This is a genomic window from Bifidobacterium gallicum DSM 20093 = LMG 11596 (assembly GCF_000741205.1).
Classification (GTDB): domain Bacteria; phylum Actinomycetota; class Actinomycetes; order Actinomycetales; family Bifidobacteriaceae; genus Bifidobacterium; species Bifidobacterium gallicum.
Window position 1 is genome coordinate 28,011 of record NZ_JGYW01000005.1, and the last position, 20,170, is coordinate 48,180.

Below are 20,170 nucleotides of genomic sequence, written 5' to 3' on the forward strand. Positions count from 1 at the left end.
GCGACAATGTCGGGAGTGCTGTGACAGATATTGTGTCGGCGGACAAACGCAGTCGGATCATGTCGCATATCCGCGGCAAGAACACGAAGCCGGAACTCATGGTCCGCAAGTATTTGTTCTCGCGTGGGCTGAGGTATCGCGTCAATGTGCGCAAACTGCCGGGCACTCCCGACATTGTATTGCGCAAATACAAGACGGTCGTGTTTGTCAACGGTTGTTTCTGGCATCACCATGATTGTGCGGCGTTCCATTGGCCCAAATCGAATGTGGAGTTCTGGACCGAGAAAATCACGCGCAATGAACAGCGGGATGCACGCAACCATCGTGAATTGGCGGATGCCGGTTGGAATGTGGTGACTGTCTGGGAATGCGAACTCAAGAAGAGTGTGCTCGAAGACACATTGCAGCGTGTCTATCGCACCATTGTGGGTGAAAACTGATGGGAACTGCCAATGGAAACATGGTTTAAGCTGTAGTCGTCTTTTACCGGCGCGTGTCGGTCCATGTTCATTACATTGCTGGTGATGTGCTTGCGCGGACGAATTCGAGTAAGTCAGGATATTGCTTTTCTCCTGATGCCACAGCCATGACGATATGGAGATACTCGCTGGAGCGGGGTTTGAATATCAATCCGTATTTCCTCAAGAGCACACCGAGCAGCAAGGCTCCCGTGCGTTTGTTACCGTCAACAAATGGGTGCTAGGCTGCCACTTCGTAGCAAAGTCTTGCTGCTTTTTCCTCAATGGTCGGATACAAGGGAAAGATACTCGGCAGTCTCGTCTGATGCTCCATCGGTGATAGGGACGATTTTGAATGCAGGCTTGTTACGTTTGAACACAGTCACGGAAATATGCTTGTTCATCACCAGATCTGTTATCTGAGTGAAGTTGATGCGCGCATCCGTAAAACTAGCCATGTATGCCATGACTGCTCCTACATATTCAAGTGATATCTCTATAATTGTCAAAAACATCTATATTTTCATATGTGAATTCACTTTGTTGAAGCGAGTGTATATGCAAGCCAAAGCATTATGCTTGGTGCTACCACAATCAGCCTATTTATGTTGTTCCTCACAAGTTGTGCTTTGCTGCCCGGGATTCGGTAATTTCATCCCTTTCCGATAGTCATCGGACTCTGCATGCATCTGGATACACCAACGGTCTGAACTGGAAACATGCCCAGTTCAGACCGTTGGTGACCTTTATGGAATTGAAGGGTTATCGGGTGTGCGTCACTCCCACTCGATCGTTGCCGGCGGCTTTGAGGTGCAGTCGAGCACTACGCGGTTGATCTGGCGGCATTCGTTCGTGATGCGCGTCGAGATTGCGGCGAGCACATCGTACGGCACGCGCGACCAGTCGGCTGTCATCGCGTCTTCCGAAGACACGGGGCGCAGCACGATCGGCATGCCGTACGTGCGTTCGTCACCCTGCACACCTACCGAATGCACGTCGGCCAACAGCACAACGGGGCACTGCCAGATATCGCGGTCGAGACCGGCTTTCGTCAGTTCCTCACGTGCGATGGCGTCGGCTTCACGTAGCACGTCCAGACGTTCCTGCGTGATCTCACCGACGATGCGGATGCCCAAGCCCGGTCCCGGGAACGGCTGGCGCCACACGATTTCTTCGGGCAAGCCCAATTCGGTACCAATGGCGCGCACTTCATCCTTGAACAACGTGCGCAGCGGTTCGATCAATTCGAACTTCAGATCGTCAGGCAGCCCGCCCACATTGTGGTGCGACTTGATATTCGAGGCGCCGTCACCGCCGCCCGATTCCACAACATCGGGATAGAGCGTGCCCTGCACGAGGAACTTGACTTCCTTGCCTTGCGCACCGGCTTCTTCAATGACCTGACGTTGCGCTTGCTCAAACGTGCGGATGAACTTTTCTCCGATAATCTTGCGTTTCTTCTCGGGCTCGCTTACGCCCTTCAACGCGCTGAGGAACTCTTCAGAAGCGTCCACTGCGATGAGTTTGATTCCTGTGGCTGCCACAAAATCATGCTTGACCTGCTCAACCTCTCCCTTACGTAACAGGCCATGGTCCACAAATACGCAAGTGAGCTGATCGCCGATTGCCTTATGCACCAAGGCGGCCGCAACGGCGGAATCCACGCCGCCAGACAGGCCACAGATGACTTGGGCGTCGCCAACCTGTTCACGGATCTTGGCGACCTGGTCTTCGATGATGCTCTTGGAATCCCAGTTGTTGGCCAGCCCTGCGCATTCATGCAGGAATTTGATAATAAGGTCTTGGCCGAGGGGAGTGTGCTTGACTTCCGGATGCCATTGCACGCCATACAACTTGCGGGACTCGTCCTGCATGGCGGCCACAGGGGCGCCTTCAGTATGAGCAATGACCGAGAAGCCCTCAGGGGCCTTGTTGACGGCCACACCGTGGCTCATCCACACATCTTGCTCATGCGGTGAATCTTCAAGCATGCCGCTGGGCTCGTCAATCACGGCCATCGTCTTGCCGTATTCACCGAGTGCGGCCTTGTCCACGTCGCCGCCGAGCTCGTGGGCCATGACCTGGAAGCCGTAGCAAATGCCCAGCATCGGGATGCCTGCATCAAAGATGGCCGGATCAATACCGGGGGCACCGGGTTCGAAGACCGACGCGGGGCCTCCAGACAAGATAATGGCCTGGGGGTCTTTGGCGAGCATTTGTTCGATTGGCATGGAATGTGGCACTAATTCGGAATACACATTCGCCTCACGTACGCGACGGGCGATGAGCTGCGCGTACTGCGCACCGAAGTCAACGACGAGGACGGGGCCTTGAGCCATGTGAGAGAACCTCTGTTTCTTGAAATCGTTCGGCTGGTTTCCCGCGATTCCCCCTAAAGCCGCATGTTCACCAACGGTGGTAGGGGTGGCGGATGTTTTCCATTGTGCTGTTCAAAGCCGACAATGGTTGGGTTTTGTCCACTGCATGAAGTGCTACATGGACTCTCGGTATGCACAACCTGTAAAAACATGTATGCCATGTATGTCTGGTTGTTGCGGTCAAGGAAGCGAACAGAACCAGTCATTGATGTGAAGTACGACACAATTGCGAGAGTCATAGATGCCTTAGGGTCTGCAACGTGGTGTGAAGTGTTGGAAAATCAAGTGCCAGGAATGTTGCCAACACGCCGCCCGATTGCTGAGCAAGCGCACGTGATTTATAGGGTGTATACCTGTGAAAAGCTTGATTTTTCTAGGCAATTCAGCTTTTGCTGGGGTGGAAGTCAAGATTCACAAATCAATGGGACAAAAGCACAAATGTGGAAGAAAAGTGAACATTTCTGCTCATACACTCTCATTTTTCGTTCAAAAGTCAATCATGTACCGTACTATGAACACCGATTGGGCGTGCACCCCCTTGCGACTGTCAAATCAGCATCATTAGGGGCGCGCACCTGAATGGAAATAACCACATGCACTCAAATGTGCAGGAGTACAGGAGAACACATGACAAGTCCTGTTATTGGCACCCCCTGGCAGAAGCTGAACCGTCCGGTTTCGGAAGAGGCCATCGAAGGCATGGACAAGTATTGGCGCGCGTCCAACTACATGTCCATCGGCCAGATCTACCTGCGTAGCAACCCGCTGATGAAGGAACCTTTCACTCGCGATGACGTGAAGTACCGCCTCGTCGGCCACTGGGGTACCACCCCGGGCCTGAACTTCCTTCTGGCCCACATCAACCGCCTGATCGCTGACCACCAGCAGAACACCGTGTTCATCATGGGTCCTGGCCACGGCGGTCCTGCCGGTACTGCACAGTCCTATCTGGACGGCACGTACACCGAGTACTACCCGAACATCACCAAGGATGAGGAAGGCCTGCAGAAGTTCTTCCGTCAGTTCTCTTATCCGGGCGGCATTCCTTCGCACTTCGCTCCGGAGACCCCGGGCTCGATCCACGAAGGTGGCGAGCTGGGCTATGCTCTGTCCCACGCTTACGGCGCTGTGATGAACAACCCGAGCCTGTTCGTGCCCTGCATCGTCGGCGACGGCGAAGCTGAGACTGGCCCTCTGGCCACCGGCTGGCAGTCCAACAAGCTCGTGAACCCGCGCACCGATGGCATCGTGCTGCCGATCCTGCACCTCAACGGCTACAAGATCGCCAACCCGACCATCCTCGCTCGCGTGTCCGATGAAGAGCTGCATGACTTCTTCCGCGGCCTGGGCTACCACCCGTACGAGTTCGTCGCCGGCTTCGACAACGAGGATCACCTGTCGATCCACCGTCGTTTCGCTGAGCTCTTCGAGACCATCTTCGACGAGATCTGCGATATCAAGGCTGCCGCCAACACGGATGACATGACCCGTCCGTTCTACCCGATGCTGATTTTCCGCACCCCGAAGGGTTGGACCTGCCCGAAGTTCATCGACGGCAAGAAGACCGAAGGCTCTTGGCGTGCACACCAGGTGCCGCTGGCTTCCGCCCGCGATACCGAGGCTCACTTCGAAGTGCTGAAGAACTGGATGGCTTCCTACAAGCCGGAAGAGCTCTTCGACGACAAGGGCGCCATCAAGGATGACGTCGTCGACTTCATGCCGAAGGGCGATCTGCGTATCGGCGCCAACCCGAATGCTAACGGTGGCGTGATCCGTGAAGAGCTCGATCTGCCGGCCCTCGAGAACTATGAGGTCAAGGAAGTCAAGGAATTCGGCCACGGCTGGGGCCAGCTTGAGGCTACGCGTAAGCTCGGTGAGTACACGCGTGACATCATCAAGAACAACCCGGATTCGTTCCGCATCTTCGGACCTGACGAGACCGCTTCGAACCGTCTGCAGGCTTCCTACGAAGTCACCAACAAGCAGTGGGACAACGGCTACCTGTCCAAGGACCTCGTCGATGAGCACATGGCTGTCACCGGCCAGGTCACTGAGCAGCTCTCCGAACACCAGTGCGAAGGCTTCCTCGAGGCCTACCTGCTCACGGGTCGTCACGGCATCTGGAGCTCCTACGAGTCCTTCGTGCACGTCATCGACTCCATGCTCAACCAGCACGCCAAGTGGCTCGAGGCTACGGTGCGTGAGATTCCGTGGCGTAAGCCGATCTCCTCGATGAACCTGCTCGTGTCCTCGCACGTGTGGCGTCAGGATCACAACGGCTTCTCGCACCAGGATCCGGGTGTCACCTCCGTCCTGTTGAACAAGACGTTCAACAACGATCACGTCATCGGCCTGTACTTCGCAACCGACGCCAACGTGCTGCTGGCCATCGCTGAGAAGTGCTACAAGTCGACCAACATGATCAACGCCATCGTCGCCGGCAAGCAGCCTGCTGCCACCTGGACGACGCTGGACGAAGCTCGTGAGCTGGTTGCCAAGGGCGCTGGCGAATTCGAGTGGGCTTCGAACGTCAAGACCAACGATGAGGCCGAGATTGTGCTCGCTTCCGCTGGCGATGTTCCGACTCAGGAGCTCATGGCTGCTGCTGATCGTCTGAACAAGCTCGGCGTCAAGTTCAAGGTCGTCAACGTGGTGGATCTGATCAAGCTGCAGTCCGCCAAGGAGAACGATCAGGCTCTGTCCGATGCCGAGTTCGCTGAGCTCTTCACCGAAGACAAGCCGGTGCTGTTCGCGTACCACTCCTATGCGCACGACGTGCGCGGCCTGATCTTCGATCGCCCGAACCACGACAACTTCAACGTGGTCGGCTACAAGGAGCAGGGCTCCACCACCACGCCGTACGACATGGTGCGTGTCAACGACATCGATCGTTATGAGCTGACCGCTACGGCACTGCGCATGATCGACGCCGACAAGTACGCCGACGAGATCAAGAAGCTCGAGGACTTCCGCATCGAGGCTTACCAGTTCGCTGTCGACAACGGCTACGACATTCCGGATTACACCGACTGGGTGTGGCCGGGCGTCAAGACCGACCTGCCGGGCGCCGTTTCCGCAACGGCTGCCACCGCAGGCGACAACGAGTGAGTCTGATTGACGAACCTCTGATAGCGTTCTGCTAGGGAAGGGTCTTGCATGGGTAACCATGCAAGACCCTTTTTCGTATAAGTGACGTTATAAACCCTGTAGCGAATCGAACTCGATATTAGATGATGCTGAATAACAACTGGGAGAACACCGTGGTTTCGACCATGAGCGGAACCCTAAGGAAACTCTCAACTTTGCAACCGTATATTAAGGCCAACATCCACATTAAGGAGGTCGTACATGACTGCAAACAATGCACCACTCGCAGGCATCAAGGTCATCGACTGGACCCAGGTCCAGTCCGGTCCATCCTGCACCCAGCTTCTCGCATGGCTTGGCGCTGAGGTCATCAAGCTTGAGAAGGTTAAGGGAGGCGATCCTACCCGTAGCGAGATGAACGATGTTGACGGCTCGTACTCGCTGTACTTCCTGCAGCTCAACGCCAACAAGAAGTCCATCACATTGGACATGAAGGATCCTGAAGGCAAGAAGGTATTGACCGAGCTGCTCAAGGATGCCGACGTCTTTGTGGAAAACATTGGCCCTGGCGATGTTGAGAAGCTGGGCTTTGGTTGGGAACAGGTCCATGCGCTGAACCCGAAGTGCATCATGGCCTCCTTGAAGGGCTTCAACCGTGGCAGCCGCTATGAGCATGTCAAGGCATTCGAGCCCGTGGCACAGTCCGCAGGCGGCGCAGCCGCCGCAACCGGCTGGAACACTGGTGACAACACGGCTCCTACCCAGTCTGCAGCCGCTCTGGGTGATTCCAACTCCGGTATGCATCTGACGATTGGTATTCTGGCCGCCCTGATGCAGCGTGAGAAGACGGGCGAAGGCTCCTACGTCTACCAGTCGATGCAGAACGCTGTGCTGAACCTGTGCCGCATCAAGCTTCGTGATCAGCTCATCCTCGATCACCTGCATGAACTGTCGTATTACGCCTGCTACCCGGGCTACAAGTTCGGCAAGGCCATCCCGCGTGGCGAGAACGCCGAAGGCGGCCTCGTGCTCGGCTGGTGCTACCGTGCCAAGGGTTGGGAGACCGATCCGAACGCATACGTGTATATCGTCATCCAGCAGTCCCAGAAGGGCTTCGAGAACTTCTGCAACGCCATGGGCTTCCAGGATTGGCTGACCGATCCGAACTTCAACACGGCCAATGCCCGCGATCAGCACAAGGCTGAGGTATACAAGCGTGTTGAGGAATACACGATGCAGTACGACAAGGACACGCTGACCAAGGAACTCGGCGCGAAGGGCGTTCCGGTCGGTCCTGTGCTGGATTGGTATGAGCTCGAGAACGATCCCGACCTCAACTCGGATGGCACGATTGTCACCATCGACCAGCAGGACGCCCGTGGCACGTTCAAGACCATCGGTCTGCCATTCCAGATTGACGGCTTCACCCCGGATTATCAGCGCGCTCCAAAGCTCGGCGAAAACAACGAAGAAATCCTCAAGTCGTTGGGTTACACCGATGATCAGATTGCCCAGATGGCAGCCAACGGCGTCATCGGTAGCAATGATGGTGTGAAAGCTGATTTGATCGAGAAGTGATTGGCACTTCTTTCAGTGATTGAATACGGGATGGGCTCCTGGAGAGTCCATCCCGTATTTATTGAGCAATACCACGACTACTACAAGACACCGCGCGGCTACCATCCGCGTTCCTTGAACTCCACGGATGGTTGGACGGCCATTGGTTGCCAAAGCTTCCTGAACCAGCCGCTGATGGCGTATGCGAATGAGATTGAGGGTGCGGTGTTGCCCATCCATGGCAGTGAAGCACACTCACGGTATTTTAGTGAGGACACGTACCAGCGGCTTACGGGCGAGAACAAGAAATTGATGATTATTCCAGGCGCCGTTCATGTAGATTTGTATGACAATTACGACTACATTCCATTCGACACCATCGAAGCGTTCTACACCCAGTACTTGGGTCAGTAAAGAACAAGTCCCTGTAGAGGCCATGTTAGCCGTAACGGTTCCGTTATGCATTCATTGATGGAGTAAGGAGTTCAATATGACGGTGACGCAAACCGCCAGACGCGATCAGCTGGGTGATTTCGCCCCTGATTTCGCCCATTTCAATGACGATGTGTTGTTTGGGCAGAATTGGAACATTCCTGGTATCGACATGAAGGCGCGATGCCTGATTACCGTAGTTGCGCTGATGAGCCAAGGTATTACCGACACATCACTCATCTATCATTTGCAAAACGCCAAGAACCATGGCGTGACACGTGAAGAAATCGTTGCGGCGATTACGCATGTCGCGTTCTACGCGGGATGGCCGAAAGCGTGGGCTGTGTTCCGCTTGGCCAAAGACGTGTGGAACGAGCCTGCGGATCGGGCAGCCGACGCCAAAACACAGTTTGAATCCAGCATGATTTTTCCGATTGGCCAGCCGAATGACGCGTTTGCACAGTACTTCATCGGCCAGAGCTACCTGACGCCCTTAAGCACCGAACAAGTCAACATGTTCAACGTGTCGTTCGAGCCGGGATGCCGCAACAATTGGCATATTCACCATGCCGACCAAGGTGGCGGCCAGATTCTTATTGGCGTGGCCGGACGTGGCTTTGCGCAAATTGAGGGGCAGGACCCTATTGAAATGCTGCCGGGCACGTGCGTGAACATTCCCGCCAACACCAAGCATTGGCATGGTGCCGCTCCTGACAGTTGGTTTGCCCATCTTGCTGTGGAAGTTCCCGGGACGAACACGAGCAATGAATGGCTCGAACCGGTTGACGACGCCGAATATCTCGCGGCGACCGCCCGTTAACCATGGGCAGTGTCCGCAGCCTGGCGGTGCGCTGGCTTCAGCGTGTGCTCAGCTGCTTGCAAGGCTCAATATGAACCGCCTCCTGGGATGGATAGCATCCCTATGCCATCAAGTACGTGTATCCATAACACGCCTATACAATTTGGTTGAAATACTGCTCCAGCCTGTGGAGTGCCTCAATCACAATGGATTGCGGGCAAGCGACGTTCATGCGCAAAAAGGCTTCGGTGGGGCCTCCATATTGGGCTCCGTTCGTAACAAACAATCCGGTGGTGCGGCGAATATCATCCGCCAATGTCACGCCTTGTGCCAAGGCAGGCATCAATGCTGTGCAATCCAGCCATAACACGTAGGTGGCTCGCGACGGAATCAGCCGAATCTGTGCAAGACGCTCGGCGAGATAGTCGCGCACCAATTGCTTGTTTTCCGCCACATATTCCCTCATCGCATCCAACCATGATTCACCCTCATTGAATGCCGCGACCGTGGCCTGAACCGCAAACGCGTTGACATCGCACACCTGATCGACTTGCAACGCATGATGTACGCGCTTACACAAGGATGCATCCGGCACCACGGCGCAGGCCGACAACAATCCGGCGATATTGAACGCTTTGGTGGGGGAGACGCACATGATCGTGTTGGATTTGAATCGATCGTCGAGCGAGAGCAACGGCACATACGCAACACCTGGGTCGGTGATATCGCAATGGATGCTGTCTTCAAGAATCATGACCCCATGGCGCACACACAGCTCTCCGATACGCTGCAATGTGGTGGCATCCCAGATTTTGCCAATCGGATTGTGCGGGTTGCACAGAATCATCATAGTGGTGTTCGGATCGGCGAGCTTGGCTTCCAAATCCTCAAAATCAATGGAATATTCGCCGGTCTGCGCATCATAGCGCAACGGACTATCTACCAGGTTGCGATTATTGTTGTGGATCACATTGAAAAAGATGTTGTACACCGGGGTCTGCACGAGCACATTGTCACCGGGCGCGGTGAATTCGCGAACGCAACTGGACAGGATCGGAATGACCCCTGTGGCGAAATTGAGCCATTCGGGCTGTAACTCCAGCTGGTGGCGTCGTGACCACCAGTGCACATAGGACTGAGCCCAATCTTCATCAATAACCGAATACCCGAAAATGCCATGGGCAGCACGTTGTTGGACCGCCTCAAGAATCGATGGAGCGGCGCGGAAATCCATGTCGGCTACCCACAACGGCAGTTCGCCATCATCAATGCTCCACTTCAGGGAATTCGTGCCACTGCGGTCAACAGGTTCATCAAACCATGCGCGCTGTTGTGGTGTCATCATTCACCTTCCTGTCTTGCCATAGGGCTGTTGTGCGGATACGCGCCCAGCCTAACGGCCGACAATGTCCAACATGTCACCAGCACATTGCCTACCGCTATGTCAAGCCGGTTGGCCGGGTTCAACCCTTGAAGTGCAGCGTTTGAGCGGTATTCCCGCTATCGGTGAACCTGATTGTGCACGAGTAACGTCACTTATAACCATCAATGCTTCAGGCATAGTCATAGTAAGGAATCAGCAATGAGCGATTGGATTAGGACGGGAACCAAACGGTCCCATGATGTACCGTCAAGTGCCACTACAACCGTGTCGGGACGCAATATGTCGGCCAAGCATCACAGTGACGTGACCGATGAACGGCCATCCATCACGATCACGAAGAATGGCCCTTATATTGTGCGTGGCGAAGTGCGCATTGTTGAGGATGCGATTGTGCCGGCACCCGATGGCATGCATATGCAATACAACCGTATTCGCGAATTCACCACGCAGCCCGGACGCCCGGTGGCATTGTGCCGGTGTGGAACCTCGGCGAACCCGCCATTTTGTGATGGCTCCCATGTCAAGAACGGGTTTGATGGCACCGAAGTTGCCGATCGTCGCCCCTACGACGAGCGTGCGGGCCTCTATGAAGGTCCTGTGGTTTCGATGGGTGATGACGAGCGGTGTGCTTTTGCGCGCATGTGCCACCAACTTGGTTCCGAAGCCTGGACGCTTACTGAGCAAAGCACTGATGAACGTGATGTAAGCGCCGCCATTGCCGGCGCATGGAACTGTCCGACGGGCCGCCTGGTTTCGTTCAACAATGCCACAGGCAAACCGTATGAGCAGGACTTCACGCCGACCATTGTCATTCTTGAGGATGTGCAGGAAGGCTATTCAGCGCCTCTGTTTGTGGCCGGTGATATCGCATTGATCAGTGCTGATGGTACGGAATATGAGCGCCGCAACCGGTATGCATTATGCCGTTGCGGCAATACGCAGAACTCGCCGTTCTGCGATGCCATGCATATCAACGTGCAATTCCGCGACAATTCGCCAGTCTGGGACGGCCAAACGGGTGAACTTGATCCGATGTTCGCCTACAATCCGCGTCCGTGATCTCGCTTGAGAATGAGACGCGGTGCGCAGCCTGTGAGCAACGTGCCTGACAATACGGTTAAGGGGGCTCCTGCGTTGGCAGGAGCCCCCTTGGCATGTGTGGGTATGCAGAAATAAGTATTAGAACTCGGCGTGACCCACGGTGCGTGGGTGGGGCAGCACGTCGCGGATGTTGTCGACACCGGTCAAATACATGACGAGACGTTCAAAACCGAGACCGAAGCCGGCGTGCTCGACGGTGCCGTAGCGACGCAAATCAAGATAATACCGGTACTGTTCCTTATCCATGCCGAGTTCGTCGATGCGGCGTTCCAGCACTTCAAGACGTTCCTCACGCTGGGAGCCGCCAATGATCTCACCAATGCCTGGCACGAGGCAGTCCACGGCGGCCACAGTCTTGCCGTCATCGTTCAAACGCATGTAGAACGCCTTGATACCGGCAGGATAATCGGTGACGAATGTGGGTTTGCCAAAATGCTGTTCCGTCAAATACCGCTCATGCTCAGTCTGCAGATCGACGCCCCACTTGACCGGGTATTCAAACTTGTGGTCGTCAGCTACGGCCTGCTCAAGAATGGCGATCGCATCCGTGTAAGTGACGCGCGCGAAATCAGACGTGGCGACGTGGCGCAAGCGTTCGAGCAAACCCTTGTCCACGAACCGGTTGAGCATGTTCAGCTCGTCAGCGCACTGTTCAAGCACTGTGGTGATGACGGACTGCAACATGGCTTGGGCCAGATCCATATCGTCATTGAGGTCGGCGAAAGCCATTTCAGGCTCAACCATCCAGAACTCGGCGGCGTGACGTTTCGTGTTGGAATCTTCAGCGCGGAACGTGGGACCGAACGTATAGACATCACCAAACGCCATTGCGAAATTCTCGGCGTTGAGCTGACCGGAAACCGTCAGGCTGGCGGGCTTGCCAAAGAAATCCCGGCTCCAATCAATCGTGCCATCCTCGTTGAGCGGAGGATTGGTCATGTCGAGCGTGGTGACGCGGAACATCTCACCGGCGCCTTCAGCGTCGTTCGTGGTGATGATGGGCGTATTGACATACACAAACCCGCGTGACTGGAAGAACTCATGAATGGCCATTGCCGCAACCGAACGGATGCGGAACACGGCGCGGAACAGGTTCGTGCGCGGGCGGATATGCTGGATCGTACGCAAAAACTCCGTCGTCGCACGCTTCTTCTGCAACGGATAATCCGGGGACGAAGCGCCAAGCACCTCAATGGATTGCGCGGCGATTTCAAACGGCTGCTTGGCGTCCGGCGTGAGTTTGAGCTCACCGGTGACCTTGAGCGAAGCGCCCGTATTCTGCGCGGCGATATCGTCATAGTTCGCCAATGTCTCACGGTTCATTACCACTTGGACGTCGTTGAAGCAACTGCCGTCGTTGAGGATGACGAAACCGAAGTTTTTCATATCGCGAATCGAACGGACCCAACCGCAGACGGTGACTGTGGTACCGCCCAGCTGCTGGCTGTTGGCGAATAGTTGCGCAATAGGCGTGCGCTTCATGGCATGCTCCTTTAAGCATTGAGTGCATTTGATGCATTGGACAAGCGGAGCAGATGACAACCCGCTTGACCTTCGACGACCTCATCGTAGCGCGCATGGCATCTGCTGCCACGTACATCTGTAGCCGATAGTGTGTCGGGGGTAATAGTTGTTGGATTAGCGTATACAGGCCCATACGAGCACTGCACAAACCCATACGGGCGCTGCGCGCAGCAGCCGTTGATCAGCCGCAATGCCGTGTCGCAAAGCATCCCCGGCTGACCCCAAGGATCTATAAATCAATGTGTTCAAAATGCGTGACAGCATAATGCGTAATGGCCAAGCGAATCAACAAAATGATCACAATGACCACCACAATGGGCAGCCAAAACTGTGACGTGCGCGTACCATCAAGATACGCCACAGCAGCAGCACCGAGCACAGCGATAATGCTGGCCAAACGACCCAGGTTCATATCCCAATCACACAATGTCTTTTCACGGATGGACGCATGGCTCGGAATGCCATCGGCGTTGGCATGCTTACGTTCCTTGTAAATCTCATAAATATTGGCAAACCGCAATGATGAAAAATTGTAAAGCTTGACGTTGCAGCGGCCCAGCCAGCATCCGCAATACACAATCACCCATGCGCCAATAGCTATGGCCGTTTTACGCAACCCTTCCACCAAATACATCGGCCAGCCAGCATTGCTGGCCATGTGCAGCAGCACGAAAGCAATGAGCATGAACGCAATCGAAGCCAACACGCCAAGGACATGCGCGATACGCATGCTACGGCGCCGTTCCTTCGGGTAACGGAATGTAAGACGAGGAAACGCCTCATGATATTGCGCGTTATCCTCCGAAGCGTTACGCAACATGAACATGCCGATAGCGGCAATCACAATGAACACCAGAAACGATTCGGGATGGGACTGATGCTTCGACAGCTGGATCAATTCATGGCTTTCATGGGCGATCAGCTCATCAATCCAATCCACCACACGGCGCACATCCTCACTGTTGTCTTGGGGCAACAACCCCATGAAATCAGCGGTTGCCGCGCCCATAATAATCAACCCCAAACCATTGGCCATGCCAAAAGCGCGTCGACGCGCATGCCACTCATAGCCAATGCGCATGTCATCAAGGTGCGGATGGCCATGAGTGGTCTCATTGAGGCTGCCAGCATGCGCTGACGGCTGATCGCGTTGTGGAACGTGCGGCTGAGGTGTGCGCGTAGGGACATCTGGATGTCGCGCCGCCTCGCGATGTGCAGTAGTCATGATGGTTCCTTACCAGTAAAAAAACGAATGACAGTACTACCTTCCAATGTACGTGGCAGGGCCAAGCCATGCGGCGTTCCTTGGTATCAGCGCAAAAATCAAGCATCATGAATTACTCCCTAGTACCCAGCACTATGCACCACCATGCATATGCAACAGCGCATTGCATAATGAGCCGATAGCTCTATATGATCCTCAGTCATGGTTGACACACGGCCCACGCATTTGCAATCTTGAACGTGCCGTGTATACTGATTCGCGGGAAGCCTAGGGTTGGGCTAGGCGAGAGGGGATCTTGGCTATAGGGGACTGGTTCCAGCACCGGACTTCCTCAGTTGTGGGTCGTTTTCCAACGGAAAGCGGCCCACAACTGCATATATGCACCGTTGTTTATGCATAGATATGCATGCGCGTGCCCTCAAACTAGGTGACGTCACTCGGTATGCCGCCAGCGCCGTTTTCTCACTGATAGAGGAGAATGGCAAATTATCAGGTTTTTCCCCACACAATATCGATACACTCATCGCAGAACCTCACATATCTAGGGGATGAGCGCGATGAACAACAGGCCAAATGATCACAACACATCCAACCGTCACCACCAGTACGGGCAAAGCGAACCCCATGACTCAGGAGAACCCGCCGCGCCCATAATCCACGACAACCTCAAACACGACGAGATAGGCTGGTTCCAACCACGCACCTGGGCATTCTGGCGCTCCCTAACCGTATGCCTCGCACTATTCAGCATCATCGGCCACTGGATGGAACTGCCATACTGCCTGACGATGAACCACTTCTTCGGCATCGTGTCACCCGATTACGCCGTATGGCACGACCCATGGTTCGTGCCGTACTGGGTATACGGCATCGGAGCCGTCGCCATGACACTCGTTATCGAACCGCTCAAAGAATGGATTGTCAACCGACGCAAAACACTATGGGGCGCCATATTCGAATCATTCATCCTCATGGTCGCGCTCGCGGCCGTACTTGAAACAGTGATCGGCCTGATTATCAATCAGCCCGACGCTAACGGCGTCTATCCGTTCTGGGACAACTCCGTGTTGCCAGGCAACATCCTCAACCAGGGATGGATTGTCAACGACTTCTTCATCGGTTTGATGGCCACCGTGTACGTATGGGTGTTTTACCCGTTGATTTGCATGGGCTTTTACAAGCTCAGCGAGCGTTGGGCCAACATCGTGTTTGTGCTGGTCATGATTGCGTTCGCATTGTGCGTCATCGCTTCCTACACGCCCGTATTTGGGGGCCCGTACGTCGCGCACATGCAGCAATGAGATACGCCGGCCAATTCCGGTTGCCCAGTCCAAGAGCATCGAGGCATGCTGGCTGTGATGGAGGCTTGGGCGTACACTACTTCGAGTTGAACTGTTCTCTATCCGGAAGGATTCGGATTCGTGCAAGACGCCGCGCTCATCGCTCGTACTCCCCAGGAACTCGTTGGTGATCTCAACGAACAGCAAGCATTGGCCGTACAATATTCCGGGCCTGCGCTGCTGATTGGCGCCGGCGCCGGTTCCGGCAAAACACGCGTGTTGACACGCCGTATCGCTTGGATTTTGAGCCAGTTTGGCGCATGGCCGAGCCAGATATTGGCCATCACGTTCACGAACAAGGCGGCTGCCGAGATGAGGGAACGTTTGGAAGCGTTGATTGGTCCTGAAGCCCAACGCATGTGGGTGTCCACGTTCCATTCGGCCTGCGTGCGCATCTTGCGCCGCAATGGCGAGTCGGTGGGACTCAAGTCCGGCTTTTCGATTTATGACACTGCTGATTGTGAACGGCTTATCAAGCTGATTGCATCCGATTTGAACGTTGATATCAAGCGTTTTACGCCGCGCAACATTCTGGCGCGTATCAGCGATTATAAAAACCAGCTCATCAGTTGGCAGACCCAGTTGGCTACCTATGCCGCCGATTACAAGCCCGGTATGCGAGGCTATCAGTTCGGCCGTATCGGCAACGTTGAGGAACTCTATGCCGTCATGTACGCCGAGTACCAGCATCGGTTGCGCATGGCCAATGCTGTTGATTTTGACGATTTGATCATGCGTACGGTCGAGCTACTGCAAACCGATCCGCAAGTGGCTGACTATTACCGCAATCGTTTCCGCTTTATTCTCGTCGACGAATATCAGGACACTAATCACGCCCAATATGTGTTGATCCGCGAACTTGCAGGCATTGACCAAGCCAAGTCTGGGGGAGCGGGTGGCCGCCCGCAGGCCAGTGTGACGGTGGTAGGTGATTCGGACCAGTCCATTTATGCGTTCCGCGGTGCCGACATTTCGAACATCCAGGATTTCGAACAGGATTTCCCGAACGCCCGCACAATCATGCTCGAGCAGAACTACCGTTCGACGCAGACGATTTTGGATGCGGCCAACGCTGTCATCGCCAACAACGAGGGCCGCAAGCCCAAGAAGCTCTGGACGGCTGTGGGATCGGGCGAGTTGATCACCGGATATGCGGCCGACAACGCCCAACTTGAGGCCCACTGGATTGCGCAGGAACTGTTGCGTTTGAACACGCAAGAAGGTGTGCGCTTCTGCGACATGGCCATCATGTATCGCGCCAACGCGCAGTCTCGTGCGCTTGAGGAGGGACTCATTCGTGCGCATGTGCCGTATCAGTTGGTCGGTGGCACGAAGTTTTACGAGCGTCGTGAGGTCAAGGACGCGATGGCTTATTTGCAAGCCATCGTCAATCCGGCTGACAACGTGAATGTCCGCCGTATTCTGAATGTGCCGAAACGCGGGCTCGGTGCTCGTGCCGAAGCGTTGGTCGCCGCCCATGCCGACGAGATTGGTGGCACGTTCTGGCAAGCGCTGGAACAAGCCGACTCGATTGAGGGCATGACGGCGCGCACGGCGAATCCGTTGCGTCGGTTCCGTGATCTCATGGTGTCGCTGCGGCAGTTTGCGGCCGAACATGATTCCAAGCCGTCCGCCATTGTTGCGCAGGTGCTCAAGGAATCCGGGCTGCTCGAGGAGCTGCGCAAGTCCGACGACCCGCAGGACGCGTCACGCGTGGAGAACCTGTCTCAGCTGCAGTCCGTAGCGGCCGAGTATGAGCAGACTACGCCCGACGCGTCTTTGGCCGGTTTTTTGGAAACGACGGCGCTTGTGGCCGACTCGGACCAGCTTCCGGGGGAACAGGAAGATACCGGCAAGGTCACGTTGATGACACTGCATACGGCCAAGGGATTGGAATATCCCGTCGTCTTCTTGACGGGCATGGAGCAGGGAACGTTCCCGCATTCGCGCGCCATGGAAGATGATACCGAACTCAGTGAAGAGCGGCGTCTTGCGTATGTGGGCATCACACGGGCCAAACGCCATTTGTATGTCACGCGCGCTGCCGTACGCGCCCAGTGGGGACAGGCCAATGAAATGTTGCCCAGCCAGTTCCTCGACGAAATTCCCGACAAACTTATTGATTGGAAACGTCGTGAAGCTGGTATAGAACGCATGCGTTCCAGCTGGGGCGATGATGACGACGAGTTCGGCGGTTGGGTTGACGACGAACCGCAGGGTTTCACGTTCGGTGGTTCCTCGTTCGGTTCCGCGGCTCCTCGTAGTGCTGCCCATGATTATGATTCCTCTGGTTCGCTCCGTTCGCATTCCCAATCCACATTCGGCGGTGGTTCCTACGGCTCGTCGCGCGGATCGCATGCCACCTTCGGGTCGCATGCCCCGCATGGGTCACGCGCCTCATACGGATCGGGTTCATCATATGGTTCAAGCTCGTATGGTTCTCGAGGCTCAGGCCATGCATCATCGTCCCGGTCCGGCAAAGTCACAACGCGTAAAAGTGGCAAACCAACAGCAAAACCCGCGTCGTCGATCCAAAAGAACAATGGGCTCAACATCAGTGATTTCCATGTGGGCGACAAAATCACGCATGACAAGTTTGGGCTTGGCACCGTGGTTGACACACAAGACAAAGGTGAGAATTCAGTACTGACCGTTAATTTTGGTTCCAATGGCACCAAGCGTCTGATGCTGCGAATGGCACCGATCGAAAAGTTGTGATCAACACCACGGTGATTCATCCGGCCATAGGTGTAGGGTTGTCGATTGGTGTGTTCCGGCCGGAATGCACCGTCTGGAGTCACAGCCCATCAGTGGGTCGGCGGCCATGTGATGGCCGTTCGTGTTGCGGCACGATGAAGCACTGGAGAGGCCGACTCAGCGGATGTGCATCGTTCATGATGCGCATTCGTTCCGTTCAGACAACGACAGATTCAACCAAAGGAAATTGAACAATGACGAACGTTCAGCGTTCCCGCCGTCAGGTGCGTCTTTCCCGCGCCCTGGGCATTGCACTGACCCCCAAGGCTCAGCGCATTTTCGAAAAGCGTCCATACGCTCCTGGTGAGCATGGCCGTACGCGCCGTCGCACTGAGTCCGATTACGCCGTGCGTCTGCGCGAGAAGCAGCGTCTGCGCGCTCAGTATGGTATCTCGGAGAAGCAGCTGCGCGCTGCCTACGAGAAGGGCACCCACACCGCCGGCCAGACCGGTAACGCCATGCTGACCGACCTTGAGACCCGTCTTGACGCCCTCGTGCTGCGTGCCGGCATTGCACGTACCACGGCTCAGGCCCGTCAGTTCGTGGTCCATCGCCACATCCTCGTGGACGGCAACATTGTGGATCGCCCGTCCTACCGCGTCAAGCCCGGCCAGACCATCCAGGTCAAGCCGAAGAGCCAGACGATGGTTCCATTCCAGATCGCTGCTGAAGGCGTGCACCGCGATGTGCTGCCTCCGGTTCCGGGCTACCTGGACGTGAACCTGCCTTCCTTGAAGGCTACCCTGACGCGCAAGCCTGAGGCCGAGGAAATCCCGGTGCAGGTGAACATCCAGTACGTGGTCGAATTCTACGCCCGCTGATCTGGATCCACATACTGTAAATCAATACAGCATAAGGACATACATACCGAGAAAAGCCCCGCTTTATGCGGGGCTTTTCCCGTTGTGACGGCATATAACGCCACAAGGTGACTCTGGTGACGCATGCCATTCGTGAGGCGATGGCATGGCGGTATGGTGGCCATGTCGAGGCTACGGCAATAGCAAAGGCGAGTCAGTCGGCACCGATGACGGACGAGACGATGCCGGAAACGATGGACATGATCAGCGAACCGAGCACGGCCCACCGGAAGCCGCCGATTGTGACACCCACATGGAACAGTGAGGACACCAACCATGATGCCAGTTCCATGATGAACACCCAGTTGAGCACGAGCGCAAAAATGCCGGACGTCAAGAACGTCAACGGCAGTGACAGCAGATTGACGATCGGGCGGATGGAAGCGTCCAGCAAAGCCATGAACAGCGCAAACGCGGCGACGCCAAGGACAGGCGGCGAACCGATGGCGGTAAAGCCCGGCAACAGCGCGACCATGATGGCCGCGGCGATGGTCAGAACAAGCCAACGAACAATGAAATGTGACACAGCTACCAGTATGCCGTATTGCGCACGTCATGCGTGCAATAATCATGACTATGCGTATTCATCTGCATCTGGTCCGTCATGGACAAACGTTTTTTAACCGATACAACAGACTGCAAGGATGGTCGAACTCGCCATTGACCCCAAGTGGTATCGCCGATGCCGACGTGGCCGGGCATACATTGGCCGGATTCGATTTTGCGGCAGCGTATTGTTCCGACACTACGCGTGCCCAAATCACGGCGCAACGTATTCTCGATATCAACGAAGCAGCCGGTCATAAGCGACCCACGTTGATCAGCGACATGCATTTCCGCGAGCAATCGTACGGCTATTTTGAAGGCCAGGATATGAATATGGCGTGGTTGGCGGCGGGTGGTCCACATGGGGCACCAACATACAACGCCATAGTTGAGCGTTATGGGCTTGCGGCCACGAGGGATTTTCTCAAGGAAGCCGACCCGTTCCATGATGCCGAATCAGATGCGGAGTACTGGTCCCGAGTAGAAGAGGGGTTCGCGCTGATTGGTTCCAATCCTGTCTTGAAGGATGGCGACCATGTGTTGCAAATATCACACGGCAATACGTTGTTGAGCCTCATGCACCGGTTCGCGCCAGCAGGTTACGACCTGTCCCAACGGCCTCGCAATGGATCGCATACTTGGCTCGATATTGACTTCACACGTCCATTGGATGACGCAGTGATCGTGGTGGCCTATGACGAACGGCCCTAACATATCCAGCG

General features: G+C 55.4%; 16 protein-coding genes. 10 read left to right on the forward strand and 6 right to left on the reverse strand.

Annotated features, from left to right (window positions below; all coding sequences use genetic code 11):
- Window positions 1–20 precede the first annotated feature (20 nt).
- On the forward strand, window positions 21–440 hold the full coding sequence (locus BGLCM_RS04565) for a very short patch repair endonuclease (RefSeq protein ID WP_044084976.1): 420 nt from the start codon (window positions 21–23) through the stop codon (window positions 438–440).
- Window positions 441–739: 299 nt separating this feature from the next.
- Here BGLCM_RS04565 and BGLCM_RS04570 read toward each other — a convergent pair whose 3' ends face one another.
- Both BGLCM_RS04570 and guaA read right to left on the reverse strand, forming a co-directional pair.
- Window positions 740–925 (reverse strand): type II toxin-antitoxin system prevent-host-death family antitoxin, encoded by a 186-nt coding sequence (locus BGLCM_RS04570; protein ID WP_160268321.1) that lies wholly within the window; start codon window positions 923–925, stop codon window positions 740–742.
- Window positions 926–1,234: 309 nt separating this feature from the next.
- A complete protein-coding gene (gene guaA / locus BGLCM_RS04575; RefSeq protein WP_006294033.1) occupies window positions 1,235–2,797 on the reverse strand; it encodes a glutamine-hydrolyzing GMP synthase in 1,563 nt (520 codons plus the stop codon).
- A gap of 666 nt (window positions 2,798–3,463) precedes the next feature.
- On the opposite strand from guaA, the gene BGLCM_RS04580 reads away from it, so the two are divergent.
- The 4 genes from BGLCM_RS04580 to BGLCM_RS04595 all read left to right on the forward strand — a co-directional run bounded on the left by BGLCM_RS04580 (window position 3,464) and on the right by BGLCM_RS04595 (window position 8,732).
- Window positions 3,464–5,944, forward strand: a complete 2,481-nt coding sequence (locus BGLCM_RS04580; RefSeq protein WP_006294035.1) for a phosphoketolase — start codon at window positions 3,464–3,466, stop codon at window positions 5,942–5,944.
- 240 nt (window positions 5,945–6,184) lie between these two features.
- Window positions 6,185–7,501, forward strand: a complete 1,317-nt coding sequence (gene frc / locus BGLCM_RS04585) for a formyl-CoA transferase (RefSeq protein ID WP_006294036.1) — start codon at window positions 6,185–6,187, stop codon at window positions 7,499–7,501.
- A complete protein-coding gene (locus tag BGLCM_RS04590; RefSeq protein ID WP_148401514.1) occupies window positions 7,502–7,894 on the forward strand; it encodes an alpha/beta hydrolase in 393 nt (130 codons plus the stop codon).
- Window positions 7,895–7,970: 76 nt separating this feature from the next.
- Window positions 7,971–8,732, forward strand: a complete 762-nt coding sequence (locus tag BGLCM_RS04595; protein WP_006294038.1) for a carboxymuconolactone decarboxylase family protein — start codon at window positions 7,971–7,973, stop codon at window positions 8,730–8,732.
- Window positions 8,733–8,865: 133 nt separating this feature from the next.
- Here the strand turns inward: BGLCM_RS04595 and BGLCM_RS04600 are convergent, their stop codons facing one another.
- Complete coding sequence (locus tag BGLCM_RS04600) at window positions 8,866–10,056, reverse strand: MalY/PatB family protein (protein WP_006294039.1); 1,191 nt, start codon at window positions 10,054–10,056, stop codon at window positions 8,866–8,868.
- A 237-nt stretch (window positions 10,057–10,293) separates the two neighbouring features.
- On the opposite strand from BGLCM_RS04600, the gene BGLCM_RS04605 reads away from it, so the two are divergent.
- A complete protein-coding gene (locus BGLCM_RS04605) occupies window positions 10,294–11,154 on the forward strand; it encodes a CDGSH iron-sulfur domain-containing protein (protein ID WP_238548636.1) in 861 nt (286 codons plus the stop codon).
- Between the two features lie 120 nt (window positions 11,155–11,274).
- On the opposite strand, the gene asnS is transcribed toward BGLCM_RS04605, so the two are convergent.
- Together asnS and BGLCM_RS04615 are read right to left on the reverse strand one after the other, a co-directional pair.
- Entirely contained in the window at window positions 11,275–12,678 is a 1,404-nt protein-coding gene (gene asnS / locus BGLCM_RS04610) for an asparagine--tRNA ligase (RefSeq protein WP_006294044.1), read from the reverse strand.
- A 271-nt stretch (window positions 12,679–12,949) separates the two neighbouring features.
- Window positions 12,950–13,945 (reverse strand): hypothetical protein, encoded by a 996-nt coding sequence (locus tag BGLCM_RS04615; RefSeq protein WP_044084977.1) that lies wholly within the window; start codon window positions 13,943–13,945, stop codon window positions 12,950–12,952.
- Window positions 13,946–14,502: 557 nt separating this feature from the next.
- Here BGLCM_RS04615 and BGLCM_RS04620 point away from each other — a divergent pair.
- From BGLCM_RS04620 to rpsD, 3 genes are all read left to right on the forward strand, one after another.
- Window positions 14,503–15,246, forward strand: a complete 744-nt coding sequence (locus tag BGLCM_RS04620; protein WP_160268320.1) for a putative ABC transporter permease — start codon at window positions 14,503–14,505, stop codon at window positions 15,244–15,246.
- Between the two features lie 120 nt (window positions 15,247–15,366).
- Window positions 15,367–18,003, forward strand: coding sequence for an ATP-dependent helicase (locus BGLCM_RS04625; RefSeq protein WP_006294052.1), 2,637 nt, complete (start codon window positions 15,367–15,369; stop codon window positions 18,001–18,003).
- A gap of 233 nt (window positions 18,004–18,236) precedes the next feature.
- Window positions 18,237–18,863 (forward strand): 30S ribosomal protein S4, encoded by a 627-nt coding sequence (gene rpsD, locus BGLCM_RS04630; RefSeq protein ID WP_006294053.1) that lies wholly within the window; start codon window positions 18,237–18,239, stop codon window positions 18,861–18,863.
- Window positions 18,864–19,056: 193 nt separating this feature from the next.
- Here the strand turns inward: rpsD and BGLCM_RS04635 are convergent, their stop codons facing one another.
- Window positions 19,057–19,428 carry a phage holin family protein gene (locus BGLCM_RS04635; protein WP_006294054.1) on the reverse strand — a complete coding sequence of 124 codons (372 nt, stop codon included), beginning with the start codon at window positions 19,426–19,428 and terminating at the stop codon, window positions 19,057–19,059.
- Window positions 19,429–19,478: 50 nt separating this feature from the next.
- Between BGLCM_RS04635 and BGLCM_RS04640 the strand changes: the two genes are divergently transcribed.
- Window positions 19,479–20,159 carry a histidine phosphatase family protein gene (locus BGLCM_RS04640; RefSeq protein ID WP_044085067.1) on the forward strand — a complete coding sequence of 227 codons (681 nt, stop codon included), beginning with the start codon at window positions 19,479–19,481 and terminating at the stop codon, window positions 20,157–20,159.
- The last annotated feature ends 11 nt before the right edge of the window (window positions 20,160–20,170 follow it).